The sequence below is a fragment of the Pseudomonas psychrophila genome (genome assembly GCF_001043005.1).
Classification (GTDB): Bacteria; Pseudomonadota; Gammaproteobacteria; order Pseudomonadales; family Pseudomonadaceae; genus Aquipseudomonas; species Aquipseudomonas psychrophila.
In genome coordinates this window covers 1-18682 of record NZ_JYKZ01000020.1, presented here as the reverse complement: position 1 = coordinate 18682, position 18682 = coordinate 1, and the positions used below count along the sequence as shown (strand labels likewise).

Genomic DNA, 18682 nt, shown 5'->3' with positions numbered 1-18682 from the left:
GTTGCAGAACGTTACTGATCCACCAGGCCTTTTCAGCACTGAAATGGTTGAGCAGCGCGCCGATTGCAATCCCGAGGACCAGACCAATCAGGATCTGCCAGGCGAGGCTAAGTTTTGCCTTCTTCATATTATTTTTTTTGTACCTTTACTTCAGTTTGATGTAGGTAGGAGCCTGAGCAGGAACATTTATTAATCGAAAAGTCTGTGGGTATCGCCGGGATAGATCCCTTGGAAGTTGTGCTTGCAGCGCACTGGCAGCCCGCTCAGGCGGCGCGACTATTCCAATGCCGGAGAGCGGCGTCTAATGCTGTAAATGCCTACCCTATGCTCAAATGGCATGGCATTTATCCAAAAAAACCATGATTTCAAGCTGTCCGAATACGCCATTTCAGGAGGCATAAGTGCCGTGTGCCGGCCCTTGCAGGAAGCGGAGTGAGCGTTATGATTGGCGAAATGAAAGGCTAAAACCGAGTGGCTTTTGAAGAAGGGCCCGCGGAAAAAATGCGTAATTTAATCAGGGCATAGTTTGATGGACTGGCGTGGACTCGCCATCTGAAGCCGTTGAGAGGAGAGTTTTGCAATCTCGACTGGGTGAGGGGTTGATCCGGCATCAGCAGCGCCATCAAAAAGCCCGACACTGAGTCGGGCTTTCGTCACGTGATGAGCCTCGCTTATTAGCGGTGCTTGTTCTTCTTGTGTTTGTTTTTCTTGTGATGCTTGCCGCCCGAGTTGTGCTTGCTGCCATCGTCGGCCAGATTGTTGCCTATCGCCCCGCCAGCTGCACCACCAAGACCCGCGCCGATAGTGGAGCCCGTGGTGCCTCCTAGCCTGTTACCGATGACTGAGCCGCCGGCCGATCCGATACCGCCGCCAATGGCTGCTTCGGTTTTGCTGCCTCTTGGAGCACCGATCGCGCTACCGGCAGCACCACCGACCCCAGCCCCGACGGCGGCCCCTGTGGATCCGCCCAGCTGTTGGCCAACGATATTACCCAGCGCGCCACCCACACCGCCTCCCACAGCAGCGGTCCCGTCGCCAGCAGCCATTGCGCCTTGTGCAACCAGGATGCTTAGAACAAGTACAGGGAGTGTCATTCGCATGTTATGTACCTCGATGGGTAGTAATCAGGGCGCCCACTGCATTAGGGATGCCTGAGAATATAGAGGGGGCAAAACCCCTCAAGTTCTATGTTGGCAACCACTGTGGATGATAAAGCTGTAACAAGCTATTGCGGCGTCAGTTTTGGGCCTAGAGTCATATCGCGGTTGCGCCAAACCTCATGCCTTGATCAGCCACGGGTGGGGCAGGGTGGGGCAGGGGTTCCAGGTTCAATCACCTCAAGAATGTGATGATCTGCGAACGTGTTAGCGAGTGTACTGGTGTTGTCAGCAGGCATTACCGAGGGCTGATCCCACATCGCTTCGCTACATTCAATGACGCTGTATACATATGTATCACCGCAGAGTTGTTCCAATAAATAAGATGACGGTGGCAAGAACAGGAGTCTTCAAGCCATTGTTAAAATAGCGATGAAGATAATCAATTGTTTGATTGGCAGGCGTCTGTGATGTTGGATATCCGGAATGTTTATGGCGATCAGTCTGTATTCAAAGGTACAACTAATGAACGAAGTAGTAGCGTCAGGTGAACATGATGCCTCTTTGCACGCACCCACATGGACTCAATCCTGGGAGCTCATCATGCCTGTCGAGGGCACAGGCATTTGCAGTGGCATCTCGGCCGTTGAATTCAAAGATAAAATATATGCCTTTTTCATCACCGAAAAAACTCCGAATAATCTACAGTTGAGCCATCTGGTGTTCAGTAAAGGCACGGATAAAGCGCTGATTGTTGAAAGGCAGGAGGATTTTTCGATCAATGGATTAACGCGTCATCGACCGTCCGTTACAGTGCATGACGGGCATCTGTTCTGTTTTCATACGGTCAGGGACCAAACGGTGCATTACCATGTCTATTCAGGGACCGAGTGGTCACATGGTGGCACCGTCCCAGGCGTGCTGACAGATCAGGCCCCCTCTGCTGTAAGTTACAAGGACACCTTATATTTAGCCCTGCAGGGTACCTACAACGGTGAGTTCTACCATAAAGCTTTCCAAAATTTCGAGTGGGGGGATACGATCAATTCTCCGGGCTTGCATATAAAAGGAAGTCCTTCCCTCTGTCAATTTGGTGACACACTGAGTGTGGCATTTACAGGGTTGGACGATGGTATGCATCTCTTTAACTTTTTCTCGGGGAAGTGGGAGTTTATTTATAAATCGCCCCACTACAAGGTGTCGGGTTCGCCTGCACTTTATGCGCGAAACAATTACCTTGTTTGTGCTTCGCTGGCTCAAGCAGATCAACATGTGTTGACCGAAACACTTTTGGAGAGGACAGGTAATGCGCCGAGCCTGGACGTAACTACCCATTTGGACAGGACGGTCGGGACATATCTGTCTGAGCCTTGCCTGATTGAATATAAAGATCGATTCTATTTGATTGGACGGCGTCCTTGTAATGATGTTGGCATTTCCTTGTTTAAAACCAGCATTCGTTAAGTGCCCGATTGAAATGCACGAGCTTTAAACTGATCACTTCAACAGGTTAATACCTTTGTATGTTGTTTAACCTGATTGTTTCTATTCGTCGACAAGGTTCGCCACAGAGGCGAGACCCTTCACTCACATTCCGTGTGACTTGAGCTATGTGCGAGCCTGCTCGCGAAGGGTCCTGTCGCGTTGCGCGCGATGGGTGATTGCCTTCGCGGCAGGCTTCGCCCACAAAGTTACCGCTCATCTAAATGAGCAGCCGTTATATGTGCCTTATGAGAACCGGCCTTTATTTGACCTCAAGTGCGGCCTGAATCTGATCGGCATATGTGCTCAGCCGGTTCAGCTCTGATTGAAGCTGACCTGGACCGCTTGAGTTAAGTACCTTCGCCTGAATCAAGGTTAAAGCCGCAGCGACGGCGAGTTCTCGTTGGCTTTGCGGGCTTGCGGCGCCAAAGGGGGTATCCCCCCTGAGGTTTTTGAAGTGCTCAGACATGCTGTTCTCCTTCTTGCAGGTCCCCCTGCCACTCATTTCAGCAACTACCTGCAGTGTAGAAGGATCAATGGGCACACGGCGTGCTCTAGGTCCTGATCCTTGTCCATCCGTCTGCCGACATCACGTCCGTGCTGTTCGGTCAGTTGTTTGCCAGCCCTGAGACGTGAGTGGTGCCAAATTTTAAACCCTGAAAACGTCAATAAAATGGCTTAAAAGCAGGGTTTTTTGCGTGCTCACTAAGATACTAATCCTATTTCGTTCAATTTATTGACGATGCCATTGTGATGGCTTATTTTGGCGCGCTGCGGCTGGTCATGGGTCGTTAACAGTCAGAAAGCAGGAAGCCTTCCTATGAGCCACAAAGACGACATATCAAATCTATTCCGTAGATTTGGCGCGACTTCAGACAGCTATCACGAGTTCGAAACCCCGTTCGACTACCCGTGCGCAGCCCCGCAAAAGATGCCGCTGCCTGCCGAGCCAGCGTATTTGCCTGAAGTTGTGGCTCAAGTAGTCGAGAACATGGCGGCCGAGCCACAAAATGAACAGGCGCCATTCAAGTCGTTACCGTTTTCGGTGGTAACGCCGGGAGCGCAACCCGTGGTGCAGTCGGTAATTCCAGCCGTTGAACCGTCGCGGCGCGATATTGAAGCGCCCTTGATGAGCTCTGGGGATGTCGCAACTCCGCTGCGTCATTTACTCGCTGAAGTAGCCCTCGCCCGACAAGCCGAGATGCACGCTCAACTACAACCTGACGCGTGTGCACCAAAGTGCAAGGCACATGTCGTAGCACTGGTTTCGGCCAAGGGCGGCGTAGGCAAGTCCACGTTGGGCGCTGGTCTTGCCAGCAGCTTGCATCTGGGTGCAGGCAAGACCCTGGCCATCGATCTTGACCCGCAAAATGCGCTGCACTACCACCTTGGGATTGAGTCCGGTGCGGTAGGCCTGGGCAGTACCTGCGCGCAAGGCACCACTTGGGCTGACAAACTGCAGCAGGGTTTCGACGATGCCCAACTGCTGCCCTATGGCGTCTTGAGTGATGACGAACGTTGCGCTCTGGAGCGCGACATGAGCCAGGATCGACATTGGCTGGCCCGGCAATTGGCGAGTCTGGATCTGGGTGAAAGCGACGTGGTGATTCTGGACACGCCGACCGGCCGGTCGTTGTATCTGGAGCAGGCGCTGGACGTGGCCGATCAAGTGATCGTGGTCACCACCGCCGACGCTGCGAGTTTTATCGCCCTGGATCAAATGGATCGCTTGATTGACTCCGCCCTGACTCGCCCTGAGTCCTCAGTCTGCAACTATGTGGTCAATCAGTTCGACGCCCGCCGTGAGTTTTCACGGGACATGCTTGAGGTGCTCAAACGTCGCCTGGGCGGGCAGTTGCTGGGGGTTATTGCTTTGGATAACACCCTGGGCGAGTCGCTGGCTTACGGTCGTAATCCGCTGGCTTCGCCGCATGCCTCTGCAGTCTGCCAGGAGATGGCATTACTGGCTAAACAGCTCAAGGCCAGGTTTCAGAGCGCCGCTGTATCAGCGATGTCCGCCCTGTGATCAACCCATGCACAGAGCCATCCGCTACACAAACCCGCCTTCAGCGTTGGGCGCAGTCTGTTGCTGATCGTATAGATCGATGGCCAGTGGCGGCTCGTCGCGCGCTGACCTTTGGCACGATAGTGTTTAGCGTTTTGGTGGGCCTGCTGATCATCACGGCCCCGTTTGATTTTTATGCCCAGTGCGTCTTCGCCATCGGCTGTTTTGGCGCGGCGCTGATATTGCGCCGGATCCCCGGGCGCCTGACCATCCTGATCATGATCTGTTTGTCGCTGACGGCCTCGCTGCGCTACATGTACTGGCGGCTGACAGCAACCCTGGACTTCGATCAATGGATCGACATCGCATTCGGGTACGGTCTGGTACTGGCCGAATTCTATGCCTTGGTAGTGCTGATCTTCGGTTACTTACAAACGGCTTGGCCGCTGCGGCGCCAGCCGGTCTTGCTCAAAAGCCCGCCCAGCGAGTGGCCGGTGGTTGACGTGTTTATCCCGTCATACAACGAAGCCCTCGATATTGTGAAGTTGACCATCTTTGCCGCCCAGGCCATGGACTGGCCAAAGGACAAACTGCGGGTCCACGTGCTGGATGACGGGCGTCGCGAAGACTTTCGCCAGTTCTGCGAGCAGATCAACGTCAACTACATCACCCGTGACAACAATCGTCATGCCAAGGCCGGCAACCTGAACGAAGCGTTGCAGGTCACCAGTGGCGAGTTCGTGGCGTTTTTCGACGCCGATCACGTACCGACCCGCTCCTTTTTGCAAGTCAGCATTGGCTGGTTTCTGAAAGACCCGAAGCTGGCGATGCTGCAAACGCCGCACTTTTTCTTTTCCCCGGACCCGTTCGAGAAGAACCTCGATACCTTCCGCTCAGTACCGAACGAAGGCGAACTGTTCTACGGGCTGGTTCAGGACGGTAACGACCTGTGGAACGCCACATTCTTCTGTGGCTCCTGTGCTGTGATCCGGCGCAAACCGCTGATGGAAGTGGGCGGGGTCGCAGTAGAGACCGTGACCGAAGATGCCCACACCGCGCTGAAACTCAACCGCGCCGGTTACAACACCGCGTACCTGGCGATTCCGCAGGCGGCGGGCCTGGCAACGGAAAGCCTGTCGGGGCACATCAGCCAGCGGATTCGCTGGGCCAGGGGCATGGCGCAGATTTTTCGTACGGACAATCCGCTGTTCGGCAAAGGCCTGAACTTGGGGCAGCGCCTGTGCTACCTCAACGCGATGCTGCACTTTTTCTACGGTTTGCCGCGCCTGGTATTTCTCACCGCGCCCCTGGCCTTCCTGTTTTTCGACGCGCAGATTTTCCATGCTGCCGGGTTGATGATCATGGCCTATGCGCTGCCTCATATCTTTCATGCCAGCCTGACCAACTCCACCATTCAAGGACGGTTCCGTCACTCGTTCTGGAACGAGGTCTACGAGACCGTACTGGCCTGGTACATCATGGGGCCGGTGCTGGTAGCACTGGTCAATCCCAAACACGGTGGTTTCAACGTTACCGACAAGGGCGGGATCATCGACGAAAAATACTTCGACTGGAAACTTGCCCGTCCGTACATCGTGCTACTGACCCTCAACATGGCAGGCATGGCCTATGGGCTCGCGCGGCTGGCAATGGGAGAAGAGGGCGCCACCACCACGGTGCTGATCAATCTGGTGTGGACCCTCTACAACGTCGTTATTACCAGCGCTGCAGTGGCAGTTGCCAGTGAAACCCGACAGGTTCGTGCTGAGCCGCGGGTAGCAGCCAGTTTGCCGGTACGCCTGACGTGTGCCGATGGCCGCGTGATAGATGGCGTAACCCAGGACTTTTCGCAAAAAGGCATGGGTTTGATTTTGCCGGAAGGCGTCAGCTTGCCTCAGGGCGAGCGGGTACAAATTTCGCTATTTCGTAATCAACACTCGAGTGTGTTCCCGGCAGTCATCGTGTTCAGTCGCGGCGAATTGGTTGGCGTGCAGTTTGATGCCCTCACGTTGCGTCAGCAGAGCGACCTTGTTCGGCTCACCTTCTCCCGCGCCGACACCTGGGCTTCAACCTGGGGCAGCGGGCAGGTCGATACCCCGCTTGTAGCCTTGCGCGAGGTCGGTCGTATCGGCCTGCGCGGTATCCACGAACTTTTCAAAGCCTCGGCCATGGAAGTGCGCAGCTTGCTGCGCCGTCGCCGCGTCACCCCTTCCACGCTAGACAATGTCCTGGACAAGTGATGAATTCAACGTCTTCAGCCTTCGCCCCCTTGCGCGACCTGCGCCGCGCGCTGGCCCGCCTGACGTGCGCCGTGCTGGCTGTTAGCGCTGGCGTTGCCAGTGCCCAAACCCTGCCAGCAGCCACGGCGCCCGGAGCGAAAAGCTACACCGTTACCCTCAAGCAATTGGGCCGTAATTACCCGATGAGCCTTCGCGGCGTGGAGGCGACCGACAGCGTCAGCTTCGATGTGCGGGCCGATTCGATCGTCACCGGGGCCAGGCTGAACCTGCAGTATTCCTATTCGCCGGCACTGCTGGCAGAACTGTCGCAAATCAACGTGCTGGTCAACGATGAAGTGGCTGCGAGCCTGCCGTTACCCAAGGACAAGGCCGGGCAACTGCAACAGCAGGTTGTAGAGATCCCGGCTCATTTGATCACCGAGTTCAACCGTCTGAGCCTGCAGTTTATCGGGCACTACACCATGAGCTGCGAAGATCCTCAGCACTCCAGTCTGTGGGCCAAGATCAGCAATGCCTCAGAATTGGGCATCGATGTCTCGCCCTTGGTCTTGCCTGATGACCTGTCGATCATCCCGCTGCCGTTCTTTGATCGTCGGGACGCCCGCGCCCTGGACTTGCCGTTCGTGTTCGCTGCCGCACCTGACAACGCCACCCTGGAAGCCGCCGGAGCCCTGTCATCGTGGTTCGGCGCCCAGGCCAGTTATCGAGGTGCGCGCTTTTCATCGGGCTACAACCGGATTCCGGCCAGTGGTAATGCCGTGGTGCTGGTCAGTGGCCCGGATGCGCTTCAGATCGACAGCCTGAGCCTGCCGCCCGCCAAGGGCCCGACCCTCACCGTAATGACCAACCCCAACGATGCCAACGGCAAGCTACTGGTCATCAGCGGTCGCGACTCAAATGAACTCAAACGTGCTGCAACGGCGTTGGTGCTGGGCAACCAGGCCTTGTCGGGCAATAGCGTAGTGATCGACCGTCTGGATGTGGTACAGCCGCGCAAACCCTACGATGCGCCGAACTGGTTACCCAGCGATCGCCCGGTAAAACTCGGCGAACTGTTGCCAGCCAAGGAACTGACGGTCTCGGGCTACAACCCGGGCGACATCACCGTGCCGCTCAACTTTGCGCCGGACCTGTTTACCTGGCGCGAAGAAGGCGCACCGCTGAACCTCAAATACCGCTACACGCCGCAAGAGAAGTCCAACAACTCATCGTTCATCATCAGTTTTAACGATGCACTGATTCAGTCGCAGAACCTGCTGTCCCAGGACAAACTCCCGAGCGGCGTCCTGAGCGCACTGAAGTCCGACGACAGCCTGGGCCGGGAAACCAGCGTGTTGCTGGCGTTGAACTCGGCGCCCCTGCAGTCACGTCTGCAACTGCGTTACATGTTCGATTACATCAAGCAGGGTGAATGCAACGACATCATCATCGACAACATGCGCGGTGCCATTGATCCAGAATCGACCATCGATGTAAGCGGCTACGACCACTTTATCGCTATGCCTAACCTGGGCGTGTTCAAGGATGCCGGTTTCCCGTTCACCCGCCTGGCCGACTTGTCGCAAACCGCTGTCGTGCTGCCGGATAACGCAGGCACCGCTGACCTGGACGCCTACCTGACCGTACTCGGCCGTTTCGGCAACGCCACCGGTTACCCGGCCATCGGCGTGCAGGTGATCCAGGCTGCTCAGGTTGCAAGTGCTGCCGACAAGGACTTGCTGGTACTGGCATCCGGTGGCAACCAGCCGTTGCTGGCGCAATGGGCTGATCGTCTGCCGGCCACTGATGCCGATGGACAGCAGGTTTTCAATCTTTCTGACCTGCCGATGCGTGTACGTGAGTGGTTCAGCCCGGATCCGGAAGCCAATCTGCGCAGAACCCGACTGGCGATGGCGTTCTCCGGTGGCGCGCGCAGTACCTACCTCACTGGTTTCGAGTCACCGCTCAAAAGCGGTCGCAGTGTCGTCGTGATTGCCAGTGGTCAACCCCAGGGTCTGGCTGATGTCACCAATGCCCTGATCGGTGGCGAGGATTACACCCAGTCGGTCCAGGGCAGCCTGGTGGTAGTGCGGGGTAAAAACATCGAGCCACTGGTGGCGGACGAACAGTACTACGTCGGTAGTCTTGGCCCGATCAAGTACTTGCAGTGGTTGATGTCCAGACATGTGGTACTGGCGCTGGTATTGACCGGTCTGGGAGTGATCTTGCTCAGTGGTCTGGCGTATCTGGCGTTGCGGGCGCTTGCCAATAAACGGCTAGGTGGCTGACGGGTCATGAGTTTCTTCGCGATCTTTCGCAATAAAACCTCAACGAGGCGCCTGCATACGGCGCTTCGTTTGCTCGCCTGTACTTTCGTAACGTTCACGCTGACGCCTGCGGTGGCTCAAGACGAGGCGTGCAAAAATGCCCAGTGGCCGCTTTGGCAAACCTATGCCTCGCATTTTGTGCAGGCTGACGGCCGAATGCTGGAGTCGAGTGCGCAGGTCAATCAAAGCTCTTCCGAAGGCCAATCCTACGGGATGCTTTTCGCACTGATAGGCAACGATCAGGCGCGCTTTGAAAAGCTGTGGCAATGGACTTTGGCCAACATGGCAGGTGCCGATGTGAGCAAGCGCTTGCCGGGCTGGTTGTGGGGGCAGGGCAAGGACGGCACATGGCAATTGCAGGACGCGAATTCGGCGTCCGACTCGGATTTGTGGATCGCTTATTCACTGCTTGAGGCAGCACGTTTGTGGCAGCGTGCGGACTATCACGAAGCTGCCTTGCAGCTGCTTGCAAACATAGAAACCCAACTGATAGTGAGCTTGCCCGGTTTGGGCAAAATGGTGTTGCCGGGGCCACAGGGTTTCGTCCAGCCCGATCACCTGTGGCGGTTGAATCCCAGCTACCTGCCATTGCCGCTGCTGCGTCGACTGGCCAAGGAATCACCGACTGGGCCATGGAAAGAAATAGCCCAAAACACGGTGAAGATGATCAAGGCTTCCAGCCCCAAAGGCTATGTGGCCGATTGGGTTGGTTACCGTGCCACCGGACCGAAAGCCGGTTTGTTCGTGGTTGACCCGATTGCAGGCGAGATGGGTAGTTATGACGCGATTCGCGTGTACCTGTGGGCAGGCATGACGCCCAAGTCCGATCCGCTCGCAGCCCCCTTGCTGGCGATGCTGGACGGTATGTCAAACAGCACTGCGTCCACCGGTCTTCCACCGGAAAAAGTCCAGGTCACCAGCGGTGCACTAGAGGGGCAGGGGCCGTTCGGGTTCTCAGCTGCGCTGATCCCGTATTTCCAGGCCAAAGGCCAGCCCTGGCTGGCACAGGCCAAGCAACGTCGAACCCTACAGGCGTTGGACAAGGGACTGGCCACTGTCGGCGGCGAGCGTACAGAACCTTTGTATTACAACCTCATGCTCAGCTTGTTCGCACTCGGCTGGGCTGAAAATCGTTTTCAGTTTCGTGATGACGGAACACTCAAATTATCTTGGGAGACGTCATGCGTCCGCACCGCCACTCGCTAGCCATAGGGTTTTTAACCGCCGTGATCAGCACTGCCGTCCACGCCGACACAAGGGACGTGCAATCGCAGTTGGTCGAGCAGGGCCAGTACTGGCAGGGTCGTGACAATTCACAACGAGCGGCCGAAGCCTGGGAAAAAGTGCTGCGCCTGGACCCTAATCAAGTCGACGCCCTTTATGGGATGGGCCTTGCAAGCATCAAGCAGAAAAAGTCCGCGCAAGCCAGGCAATACCTGGCGCGCTTGCAAGCTTTGTCGCCCCGACCATGGTTGGCTGCGCAGCTGGAACAGGATCTAGCCCTTACAGAACCGCAGAACATCGCGCTGCTCGCCGAGGCTCGCCGTCTGGTCGATAGCGACCAGCGTGACCAGGCGACTCAGGTATTTCGCAAACTCTTTGCCGGGCGCACACCGTCAGGCACTTTAGGCCGAGAGTATTACAACAACCTTGCATTCAATCCTGCAGGCTGGCCGGAAGCTCGCAAAGGCATGGAGCGTTTGCTCCACGAAACGCCGAATGACTCGATTCTGGCGCTGTTTCTTGCCAAGCAATTGGTTCGTCACGAAGACACTCGCCCCGAAGGTATTCGTACACTGGCCAAACTGTCGACGCGGCCCGACATCGGTGGTGACGCTGACGAGAGTTGGCGTCTGGCGCTGGTGTGGTCCGGTCCCCCGAATCCCGCCCAAATACCTTTGTTCGACGCATTTTTGAAGGCTCATCCGGATGACCAGGAAATACGCGATCTACTGAACAAAGGTAAATCGAAAGCCAGCACTGCTGGCCGGGTAGCAAGCTGGCAACCAGATCCACTGGTAGAGCGTGGATTGCAAGCCCTTGAAAAAGGCGACCAGGCAGGTGCCGAGCAAGCTTTCGCCGCACGCCTGAAAAACAAGGCCAATGACCCTGATGCTCTGGGTGGACTTGGTGTGGTGCGCCAACAACAGAATCGTCTGGCCGAAGCTGAGCAGTTACTGAACCGTGCCATCGGCAACGGTGGAACGCGCTGGAAGCCTGCGTTGGACAATGTGCGTTACTGGGCCTTGCTGCAACAGGCGCGCAACCAGGCCAAGGCTCAACCCGACAAGGCCCGGCAGAATATTGCACAGGCCATGCGTCTTAACCCTAAAGGCGTCGAAGCGCGCCTGGCCCTGGCAGATCTCCAGGCCCAGAGCGGTCAACTGGATGAAGCCCAGGCCAGTTATCGCCAAATATTGAGTGTGCAGCGAGATAATGCGCAGGCCGTACAGGGGCTGGTGAGTGTACTGTCGCAATCGGGGCAGGCCGATGAAGCATTGCGTCTGCTCGATACCTTGACAGCAGCCCAGCAGGCCGAATTGGGCGGTGGTGGTCGACTGCATGCGCTGCGCTCCACCCAGGCTGCTGCATTGGCCGAGCAGCGGGGCGATACCCGCGGTGCCCAACAGGCGTTGGTGCAAGCGGTCAAGGACGACCCGGATAACGTTTGGACCCGCTTTGATCTCTCCCGTCTGTACCTCAAGACCGGCGAGCCGCAAAAGGCTCGAGACCTGATCGACAGCTACCTTAAAACGCATCCGGCGGACGTTGACGCGCTCTATACCAGCGCATTGCTCTCGGTGGAAATGGAACAGTGGGACGCCGCACAGGCTGCCATCAGCCGCATTCCTGCGGGGCGTCGCACCGCTGACATGACCGAGCTGGCCGACCAGATCACCCTGACTGTACAAGTCAAACTCGCCGCGACCATGGCCAAGCGTGGCCAGCGTCAAGAAGCTCTCGCTCTGCTTGATCGTTTGCAACCAATGGCCAGCCGCAGTCCGGATCGCATGGCGACGCTGGCGACGGCCTATGTCGACACCGGTGATTCCACACGTGCATTGACCATGATGCGCGACGTGATTAACCAGACACCGACACCGTCCGCCGACCTGATGTTGCAGTACGCCAATTTGTTGTTGAAGACGGGCAATGATGCTCAGGTCAATTCGATTCTGCGCGGTCTGCAAAACCAGCCAATGAGCCTCGCGACACGCAAGCGCTTCGATGATTTGCTTTACCAATACCGTATACGGCAAGCCGATCTGCTGCGTGAGGGCGGTGACCTGGCAGGGGCTTATGACACTCTTGCGCCGGCACTGGCATCACGGCCCGGGGATGCGGGTGCGGTTTCAGCACTTGCGCGGATGTATGTCAGCAGCGGTGACAATGCCAAGGCATTCGAACTGTATAAACCCTTGCTGCAGCGTCAGCCCAACGACCCGCAAATTCTGCTTAATTCAGCGGATGCAGCAGTTTTGGCCCGCGACAACGGCTACGCCGAACGTGCGCTGGAGCAGTTTGTGAAGCTGCAAAACTACGACCCGCAGTCCTTGACCGAAGCGGCGCGGATCTACCGAAGCATGGGCAAGACCAGTCAGGCCGCCCATTTGTTGCGCAAGGCCGTGGACATTGAGCAGACCGAGAAAAAACGCAGTCTGGCGACTCAGTCTGCCGGTACGGGCGCTGCGCCGAACCCTTTTGCAGGTTTGTCGGGGCCGGGTAATCAGGTTGGCCGCGGGGCGATCGACGGGATTCCTGCTCCGGCGCAAGCCGTGCTGGATTCGGCATCGTATAGCGCAGGCAGCAATTCGTTATTGCCCCAAGACGTCTATCCAGGTCAGCAACAAGCGCGCGTGGCAGCCGCAATCCCGAGCCGTGCGGCCGTGCCCTCCGGGCGATTTGGCAATGCCGGGGCCAATCCTTTCGCGCCCCAAGGCACGGTCAATGTAGCGGTAGATCAGGCCAGTTCTGCCCAGCGGGCACTGGACAGCATCCTTCAGGAACGCAGTGCTTACGTGACTCAGGGTGTGACCGTGCGCACCAATGACAGCGAGCCGGGCCTGGGCAAAATGACCGATATCGAGACGCCGCTGGAGATTAATTTTCCGGCAGGTGACAACCGTCTCGCTGTACGTGTGACGCCGGTATCTCTGAACGCGGGACGGGTGGGTGTGTATGCCGCTGAACGCTTCGGCAGTGGCAAGGCGTCAACTGAGGGGATTGGTGCCCAGCGGGAAAGTGGTGTGGGTGTGAGTGTGGGCTACGCCCGCCCGGACGAGGGTATCAAGGCCGACATTGGCACCACGCCTATTGGCTTCCAGTACAGCACTGTTGCCGGTGGCGTGAGTGTCGATCGCCCGCTCGCCAGCAACTCCAATGTTCGCTATGGCGTCAACGTCTCACGCCGCGCGGTGATCGACAGCGTGACGTCGTTCGCCGGTACAACGGATGAGCGTACCGGGCAGTCGTGGGGCGGTGTGACGGCCAACGGCGGTCGTGGCCAGCTGAGCTACGACGACCAGGCTATCGGTGCTTATGGCTACGGCGCCTGGCACAAGCTGTTAGGCCATAACGTCGAGTCCAACAGCCGTGCCGAACTGGGCGCCGGTGTTTACTGGTATCTGCAAAATGACGAAGACAGCAAGCTGACCCTCGGCCTGAGCGCCACTGGCATGAGCTTCGACAATAACCAGAACTTCTTTACCTACGGTCATGGTGGTTATTTCAGTCCACAAAGTTACTTTGCCCTCGGCGTGCCGGTGGCGTGGTCGCAGCGTACCGAACGCCTCAGCTATCAGGTCAAGGGTTCGGTGGGTGTCCAGTACTCCCATCAGGCCGGTGCGGACTACTTCCCCGGCGACAAGGATTTGCAGGCTGTCAACGATCAGCGCTACTCCAGCGAGAGCAAAGCAGGCGTTGGTTACAGCCTCTCTGCAGCGGGTGAGTACAAGTTTGGCTCGAGCTTTTTCCTGGGGGCCAATCTCGGCTTGGACAACGCCCAGGATTACCAGCAAATCACGGGTGCCATGTACTTGCGTTACATGTTTGAAGACATGAACGGCCCGATGGCACTGCCGGTCAGCCCCTACAGTTCACCTTATTCCAATTGATGTCCTGGAGACTTTAAATGCCTTCATCCGTTCTAGCCGGTATGACCCTTCTTGTTCTTGGGGAGAGTCACATGAGCCTGGCCAATCACCTGATGGAACCACTGCACGCCAACTTGACCCAGCAAGGCGCGAATGTGCATTCGATAGGCGCGTGCGGGGCCAGCGCTGGCGATTGGCTTATCACCAAAAAAGTCGATTGTGGGGCTGAAGAAAAGGGCAGCGGCAAGATTGTGATCAAGGGGCGTGATGCGACTACAACCCCAATCAAGGACTTGATTGCCGCCGACAAGCCGGATCTGGTGGTGCTTGTGATTGCCGACACCATGGCCTCGTACGACAAACCGGTATTTCCCAAGGCCTGGGCGTGGCAGAACGTGTCTGCACTGGCCAAGGAAATCACCGCCAATGGAGCCAAATGCGCTTGGGTAGGCCCGGCGTGGGGCAAGGAAGGCGGCATGTACAAGAAAAACGATGCACGCACCAAGCTGATATCTGCGTTCTTGGCAACCAACGTCGCGCCTTGTACATACATTGACTCCCTGGAGTTCTCCAAGCCCGGGCAGTGGGTGACCACTGACGGCCAGCATTTTACGGTTGCGGGCTACAAGTCTTGGGCCAATGCCATCGGCACTGCGTTGGGCAAACTGCCGCCTGAAGCGGTCAGTGCCAAGGGAGAGAAGAAGTGATTCGTCCACTGACGGGTGCGATGACACTGTTATGTAGCATGTGCACCCTGGCTGCAGATTTTGCCCTGTATCCCACCGGCCCGGATCAGGACGCAGCCTTCATCCGCTTCGTCAACGCCACCACGGCGCCACTCGACGTGCTCGGTCAAGCCGGACAGCCGCCGTTGCGACTTGAGGTGGCACAACCGGCGTCGCTGTTATTTGCGGTGGACTCCACCAGTCCGGTCAAGGGCTCTCTGGTCAGTGGTGCGCATACGCTGGCGCTGGATCTGAAGGTTGAACCAGGTGAGTTCACCACGATTGTTGTGGTGTCGCAGGAGGCGGGGATCGAACAGGTCGCCGTGCGCGAAACACCTGACGATTTCAACGGCCTCAAGGCATCACTGGCCTTCGTCAACGTCGATAAATCCTGTAGCGATGCCAGTTTGCGTCCTGCCGGGCGTAGCGCCGATCTGTTCAAGGCGGTGCCCGTCGCGAGCCTGCAACGGCGCTCGATCAACCCAGTCAACCTCTCGGTGCAACTGGTGTGCGCCAACGCCAATGTGGGTGCTCCGCTGGATCTGGGCATGCTCAAGGCGGGGGAGCGCTACAGCGTGCTACTGGTTCCTTCTGCCACGGGGCCACGTCTTTTGAGCGCAACGGACACTCTGTCCCACTGATCGGATTCTACCGCTGCCATGGTCTTCGCCTCACTCGAGTTCCTGACGCTTTTTTTGCCCGCCTTTATGCTGGTTTACGCTCTGGGGAAACCGCAGTGGCGTAACGTCATTCTGTTGATGGGCAGCTGGTTGTTCTATGGCTGGCTGAACCCGATGTTCCTGGCGTTGCACGTGGCGTTAACCATCGTTGCCTGGGTCGGCGGGTTGCTGATTGATCGCTCCCGGGAGGACTCAAAGGGCAGGGTGCGGCTGTTGATTGCGCTGATCGTGTTCAACACGGCGGTGCTGTGCTGGTACAAGTACGCCAACATTCTCGCCGCGACCTGGATGCAGATGATTACCTGGCCCGGCGCGATGCCCCTGGAGTGGCAGCGGGTGGCGCTGCCGGCAGGGCTGTCGTTTATCGTGCTGCAGGCGATTTCCTATCTGGTGGATGTGCATCGCCATACGGTGCCGGTGGAGCGCAGCTTCATCAATTACGCCACTTACATTTCGATGTTCGGTCACTCGATTGCAGGCCCGATCATTCGCTATGACTGGGTGCGTCGTGAGCTGAACCGGCGTTATTTCGACTGGCAGAATTTCTCCCTGGGCGCACGCCGTTTCATGATCGGCATGTGCATGAAAGTGCTGGTGGCAGACACCCTGTCACCGTTGGTGGACATCGCGTTCCATCTGGATAACCCGTCCTTTGTGGACGCCTGGATCGGTTGCCTGGCGTATTCGCTGCAACTGTTTTTTGACTTCGCCGGCTACAGCGCCATGGCCATCGGCTTGGGCTTGATGCTGGGCTTTCACTTCCCGGAAAACTTCAACCAGCCATACCTGGCCAGCAGCATTCAGGACTTCTGGCGACGCTGGCACATGTCGTTGTCCAGCTGGTTGCGCGACTACCTGTATATCGCCCTGGGCGGTAACCGCAACGGCGCCTGGAAGACCTACCGCAACCTGTTCCTGACCATGGCCATTGCGGGTCTCTGGCATGGCGGCGACAGCTGGAATTACCTGCTGTGGGGAGCCGCTCACGGCATTGCGTTGTGTGTCGATCGGCTGTGGTCGCGATCGAGCCTGCCGAGTATCCCGCCCCTGTTCTCGCATACCTTGACGCTGCTGTTTGTGTTTATGGCCTGGACCCTGTTTCGTGCGCCGGATTTCGACTCGGCCCTGAACATGTATGCCGGTCAGTTTGGCTTGCACGGGTTCGCCTTGGGTGATGCGCTGGCGGTGACCCTGCGTTCGGCTCACGGTCTGGCGGCAGTGCTTGGCGTGGCGTGCATTATCGCGCCGCTGTTCAAGCACCGTTATGAGCAGCGCTTCGGTGCTCACGCCTGGTTTGTTCCGATCGCGGCCTTGTGGCCGGTGGCGGGTTTTCTGCTCTCGTTCGCGCTGATCGCGAGCCGGGAAGCGGTGCCCTTCCTCTACTTCCAGTTCTGATGGCCCAGCCCATGTCTTCTTCATCGCCCCAACCGGCTGTACCGACCGAACTCACCGCCCGTGTCAGCAGGTTTGGCGGTGTGGTGTTTGTCGTATTTCTGGCCGTCAGCTTTGCCTCGTCGCTCTGGTTGTTGATCAGCGGCAAGGTCCAGATGCTGCCCCCCAACCTGACTCGTGACGCGGTACTGCATGGCGAGGTAACCCACAAGATCGCCAAGCAGTTGTCCGAGGCAGGCGTGCCGCAAAAGGCGGCGGATCTGGAGCGAGGTGCAAGCTGGCTGATGCTGCGCGACACCGGTGCACGGGTACGTCCGGGGTGCGATGGCTGGTTGTTTTTGACGGATGAAATGCGCATCAACCGTCATGCCCTGGCCAATGCACAGACCAAGGCGGCGGCAGTGCGTGATATCCAGCAGCAACTGGCGTCGCGGGGCATCAGTTTGCTGGTGGCCGTGGTGCCGGACAAAAGCCGTATCGCCAGTGAGCAACTGTGCGATTTGAGGCGACCGGCGCAGTTGCAAAACCGCGCAGCGACCTGGGTTGAAGGGTTGAACAAGGCAGGGGTGAGGGCTGTGGATCTGGCGCCAGTTCTGCAGTCTGTGGGCAGCGATGCCTATCTGCGCACTGATACCCACTGGAGTGAAGCAGGCGCCTGGGCGGCGGCCAAGGCCATCGCCCTGCAAGTACAGGCGATGGGGATCAGCGCCACGCCGCACACGGCGTATGAAACTGCACTGCAAGACCCGGCGCGTCGTCCGGGAGATCTGGTCAGGCTGGCCGGTCTTGAGTGGTTACCGCTGGGGTTGCAGCCCGCAACAGAAACGGTGGCAGCCAGCCGGTTCAGTGAGAAAGCCGATACATCCCTAAGCGATGCTGACAACCTGGATGATCTGTTTGGCGATGACAACCTGCCCAACGTTGCACTGATCGGTACATCGTTTTCGCGCAACTCCAATTTCGCCGGGTTCCTGCAACAGGCCCTGGCTGCGCCGATCGGCGACTTCTCCAAGGACGGTGGCGAGTTTTCCGGTGGAGCCAATAGCTATTTTACTAACCCGGCATTCAAACAGACGCCCCCTGCGCTTGTGATCTGGGAGATCCCCGAGCGTGATTTGCAAACGCCTTACAGCGACGTGATCAGGCCGTTGTAAATCGCCGGTCTGTAGTCGCTGACGAGCCGTGCGAGGCTGCGTCAGGTTTGGTGCGCCACTGCGACGCAGCAGCCGTAAAGTCAGCCTCCCGGTTTTTCAGGCACACCGCGTGCTCCGGTTCTGCGACCGCTTTGCGATCGATCGCAGCCGCGATGGGCCATGGATGGCCCGTCGCGGCGTGCCCCCATGATAGTGCCGGAGAGAGGGAACCACCGAGCCTGGGCGAGGCGGCCGAATGGTAGGGCAAGCCTTTTTGGTTACTTTTTCGGCGTCTGGAAAAAGTGACCCGCCGTAAGGGCGGAACCCGTAGAAAGTCGTGACATATCGAATGGATATGGACTCGGCATAGGTGCGGGCGCTTCGCAAAACAACGAGCACACGGGGTACATATCCGGCATTTGCGGTGAACTGAAATGATGGTTTCGCTCTTACAGCGAGTCACTTTGCAAAAGCGGCAAAGTAACCAAAGCGCTTTCGCCCCCGCGTACGGCCCTCGCTGCGCTCAGGT

Annotated in this window: 13 protein-coding genes; 10 read left to right on the top strand and 3 right to left on the bottom strand. The window is 57.7% G+C overall.

Annotated features, from left to right (window positions below; translation table 11 throughout):
* Together TU76_RS25695 and TU76_RS23780 are read right to left on the bottom strand one after the other, a co-directional pair.
* Nucleotides 1-127, bottom strand: a 127-nt coding sequence (locus TU76_RS25695; RefSeq protein ID WP_233099492.1) for a hypothetical protein, incomplete at its 3' end; no start/stop codon positions are given.
* Nucleotides 128-674: 547 nt separating this feature from the next.
* Nucleotides 675-1100 (bottom strand): hypothetical protein, encoded by a 426-nt coding sequence (locus TU76_RS23780; RefSeq protein ID WP_046809258.1) that lies wholly within the window; start codon nucleotides 1098-1100, stop codon nucleotides 675-677.
* Between the two features lie 522 nt (nucleotides 1101-1622).
* Between TU76_RS23780 and TU76_RS23775 the strand changes: the two genes are divergently transcribed.
* Entirely contained in the window at nucleotides 1623-2561 is a 939-nt protein-coding gene (locus TU76_RS23775; protein ID WP_151121071.1) for a hypothetical protein, read from the top strand.
* 280 nt (nucleotides 2562-2841) lie between these two features.
* Here TU76_RS23775 and TU76_RS23770 read toward each other — a convergent pair whose 3' ends face one another.
* Nucleotides 2842-3048, bottom strand: coding sequence for a hypothetical protein (locus tag TU76_RS23770; protein ID WP_019826094.1), 207 nt, complete (start codon nucleotides 3046-3048; stop codon nucleotides 2842-2844).
* A gap of 351 nt (nucleotides 3049-3399) precedes the next feature.
* Here TU76_RS23770 and bcsQ point away from each other — a divergent pair, with 351 nt between their 5' ends.
* From bcsQ to TU76_RS23725, 9 genes are read left to right on the top strand one after another with little or no spacing between them, the layout of a single operon-like run.
* On the top strand, nucleotides 3400-4605 hold the full coding sequence (gene bcsQ / locus TU76_RS23765; RefSeq protein WP_048352605.1) for a cellulose biosynthesis protein BcsQ: 1206 nt from the start codon (nucleotides 3400-3402) through the stop codon (nucleotides 4603-4605).
* A complete protein-coding gene (gene bcsA / locus TU76_RS23760; RefSeq protein WP_046809254.1) occupies nucleotides 4602-6824 on the top strand; it encodes a UDP-forming cellulose synthase catalytic subunit in 2223 nt (740 codons plus the stop codon). The genes bcsQ and bcsA overlap by 4 nt, the downstream gene beginning before the upstream one ends.
* Nucleotides 6824-9091 carry a cellulose biosynthesis cyclic di-GMP-binding regulatory protein BcsB gene (gene bcsB / locus TU76_RS23755; protein WP_048352604.1) on the top strand — a complete coding sequence of 756 codons (2268 nt, stop codon included), beginning with the start codon at nucleotides 6824-6826 and terminating at the stop codon, nucleotides 9089-9091. The genes bcsA and bcsB overlap by 1 nt, the downstream gene beginning before the upstream one ends.
* A gap of 6 nt (nucleotides 9092-9097) precedes the next feature.
* The gene (gene bcsZ, locus TU76_RS23750; protein ID WP_088500125.1) at nucleotides 9098-10336 is read left to right on the top strand and encodes a cellulose synthase complex periplasmic endoglucanase BcsZ; all 1239 of its coding nucleotides are present in this window, start codon (nucleotides 9098-9100) and stop codon (nucleotides 10334-10336) included.
* Entirely contained in the window at nucleotides 10312-14244 is a 3933-nt protein-coding gene (locus TU76_RS23745; protein ID WP_048352603.1) for a cellulose biosynthesis protein BcsC, read from the top strand. The genes bcsZ and TU76_RS23745 overlap by 25 nt, the downstream gene beginning before the upstream one ends.
* A 17-nt stretch (nucleotides 14245-14261) precedes the next feature.
* Entirely contained in the window at nucleotides 14262-14930 is a 669-nt protein-coding gene (locus tag TU76_RS23740; RefSeq protein WP_037032400.1) for an SGNH/GDSL hydrolase family protein, read from the top strand.
* A 20-nt stretch (nucleotides 14931-14950) separates the two neighbouring features.
* The gene (locus TU76_RS23735) at nucleotides 14951-15589 is read left to right on the top strand and encodes an alginate O-acetyltransferase AlgF (protein WP_037032406.1); all 639 of its coding nucleotides are present in this window, start codon (nucleotides 14951-14953) and stop codon (nucleotides 15587-15589) included.
* 18 nt (nucleotides 15590-15607) lie between these two features.
* A complete protein-coding gene (locus TU76_RS23730) occupies nucleotides 15608-17023 on the top strand; it encodes an MBOAT family O-acyltransferase (protein ID WP_048352602.1) in 1416 nt (471 codons plus the stop codon).
* An 11-nt stretch (nucleotides 17024-17034) separates the two neighbouring features.
* On the top strand, nucleotides 17035-18174 hold the full coding sequence (locus TU76_RS23725; RefSeq protein ID WP_019826079.1) for an alginate O-acetyltransferase AlgX-related protein: 1140 nt from the start codon (nucleotides 17035-17037) through the stop codon (nucleotides 18172-18174).
* Nucleotides 18175-18682: the final 508 nt, after the last annotated feature.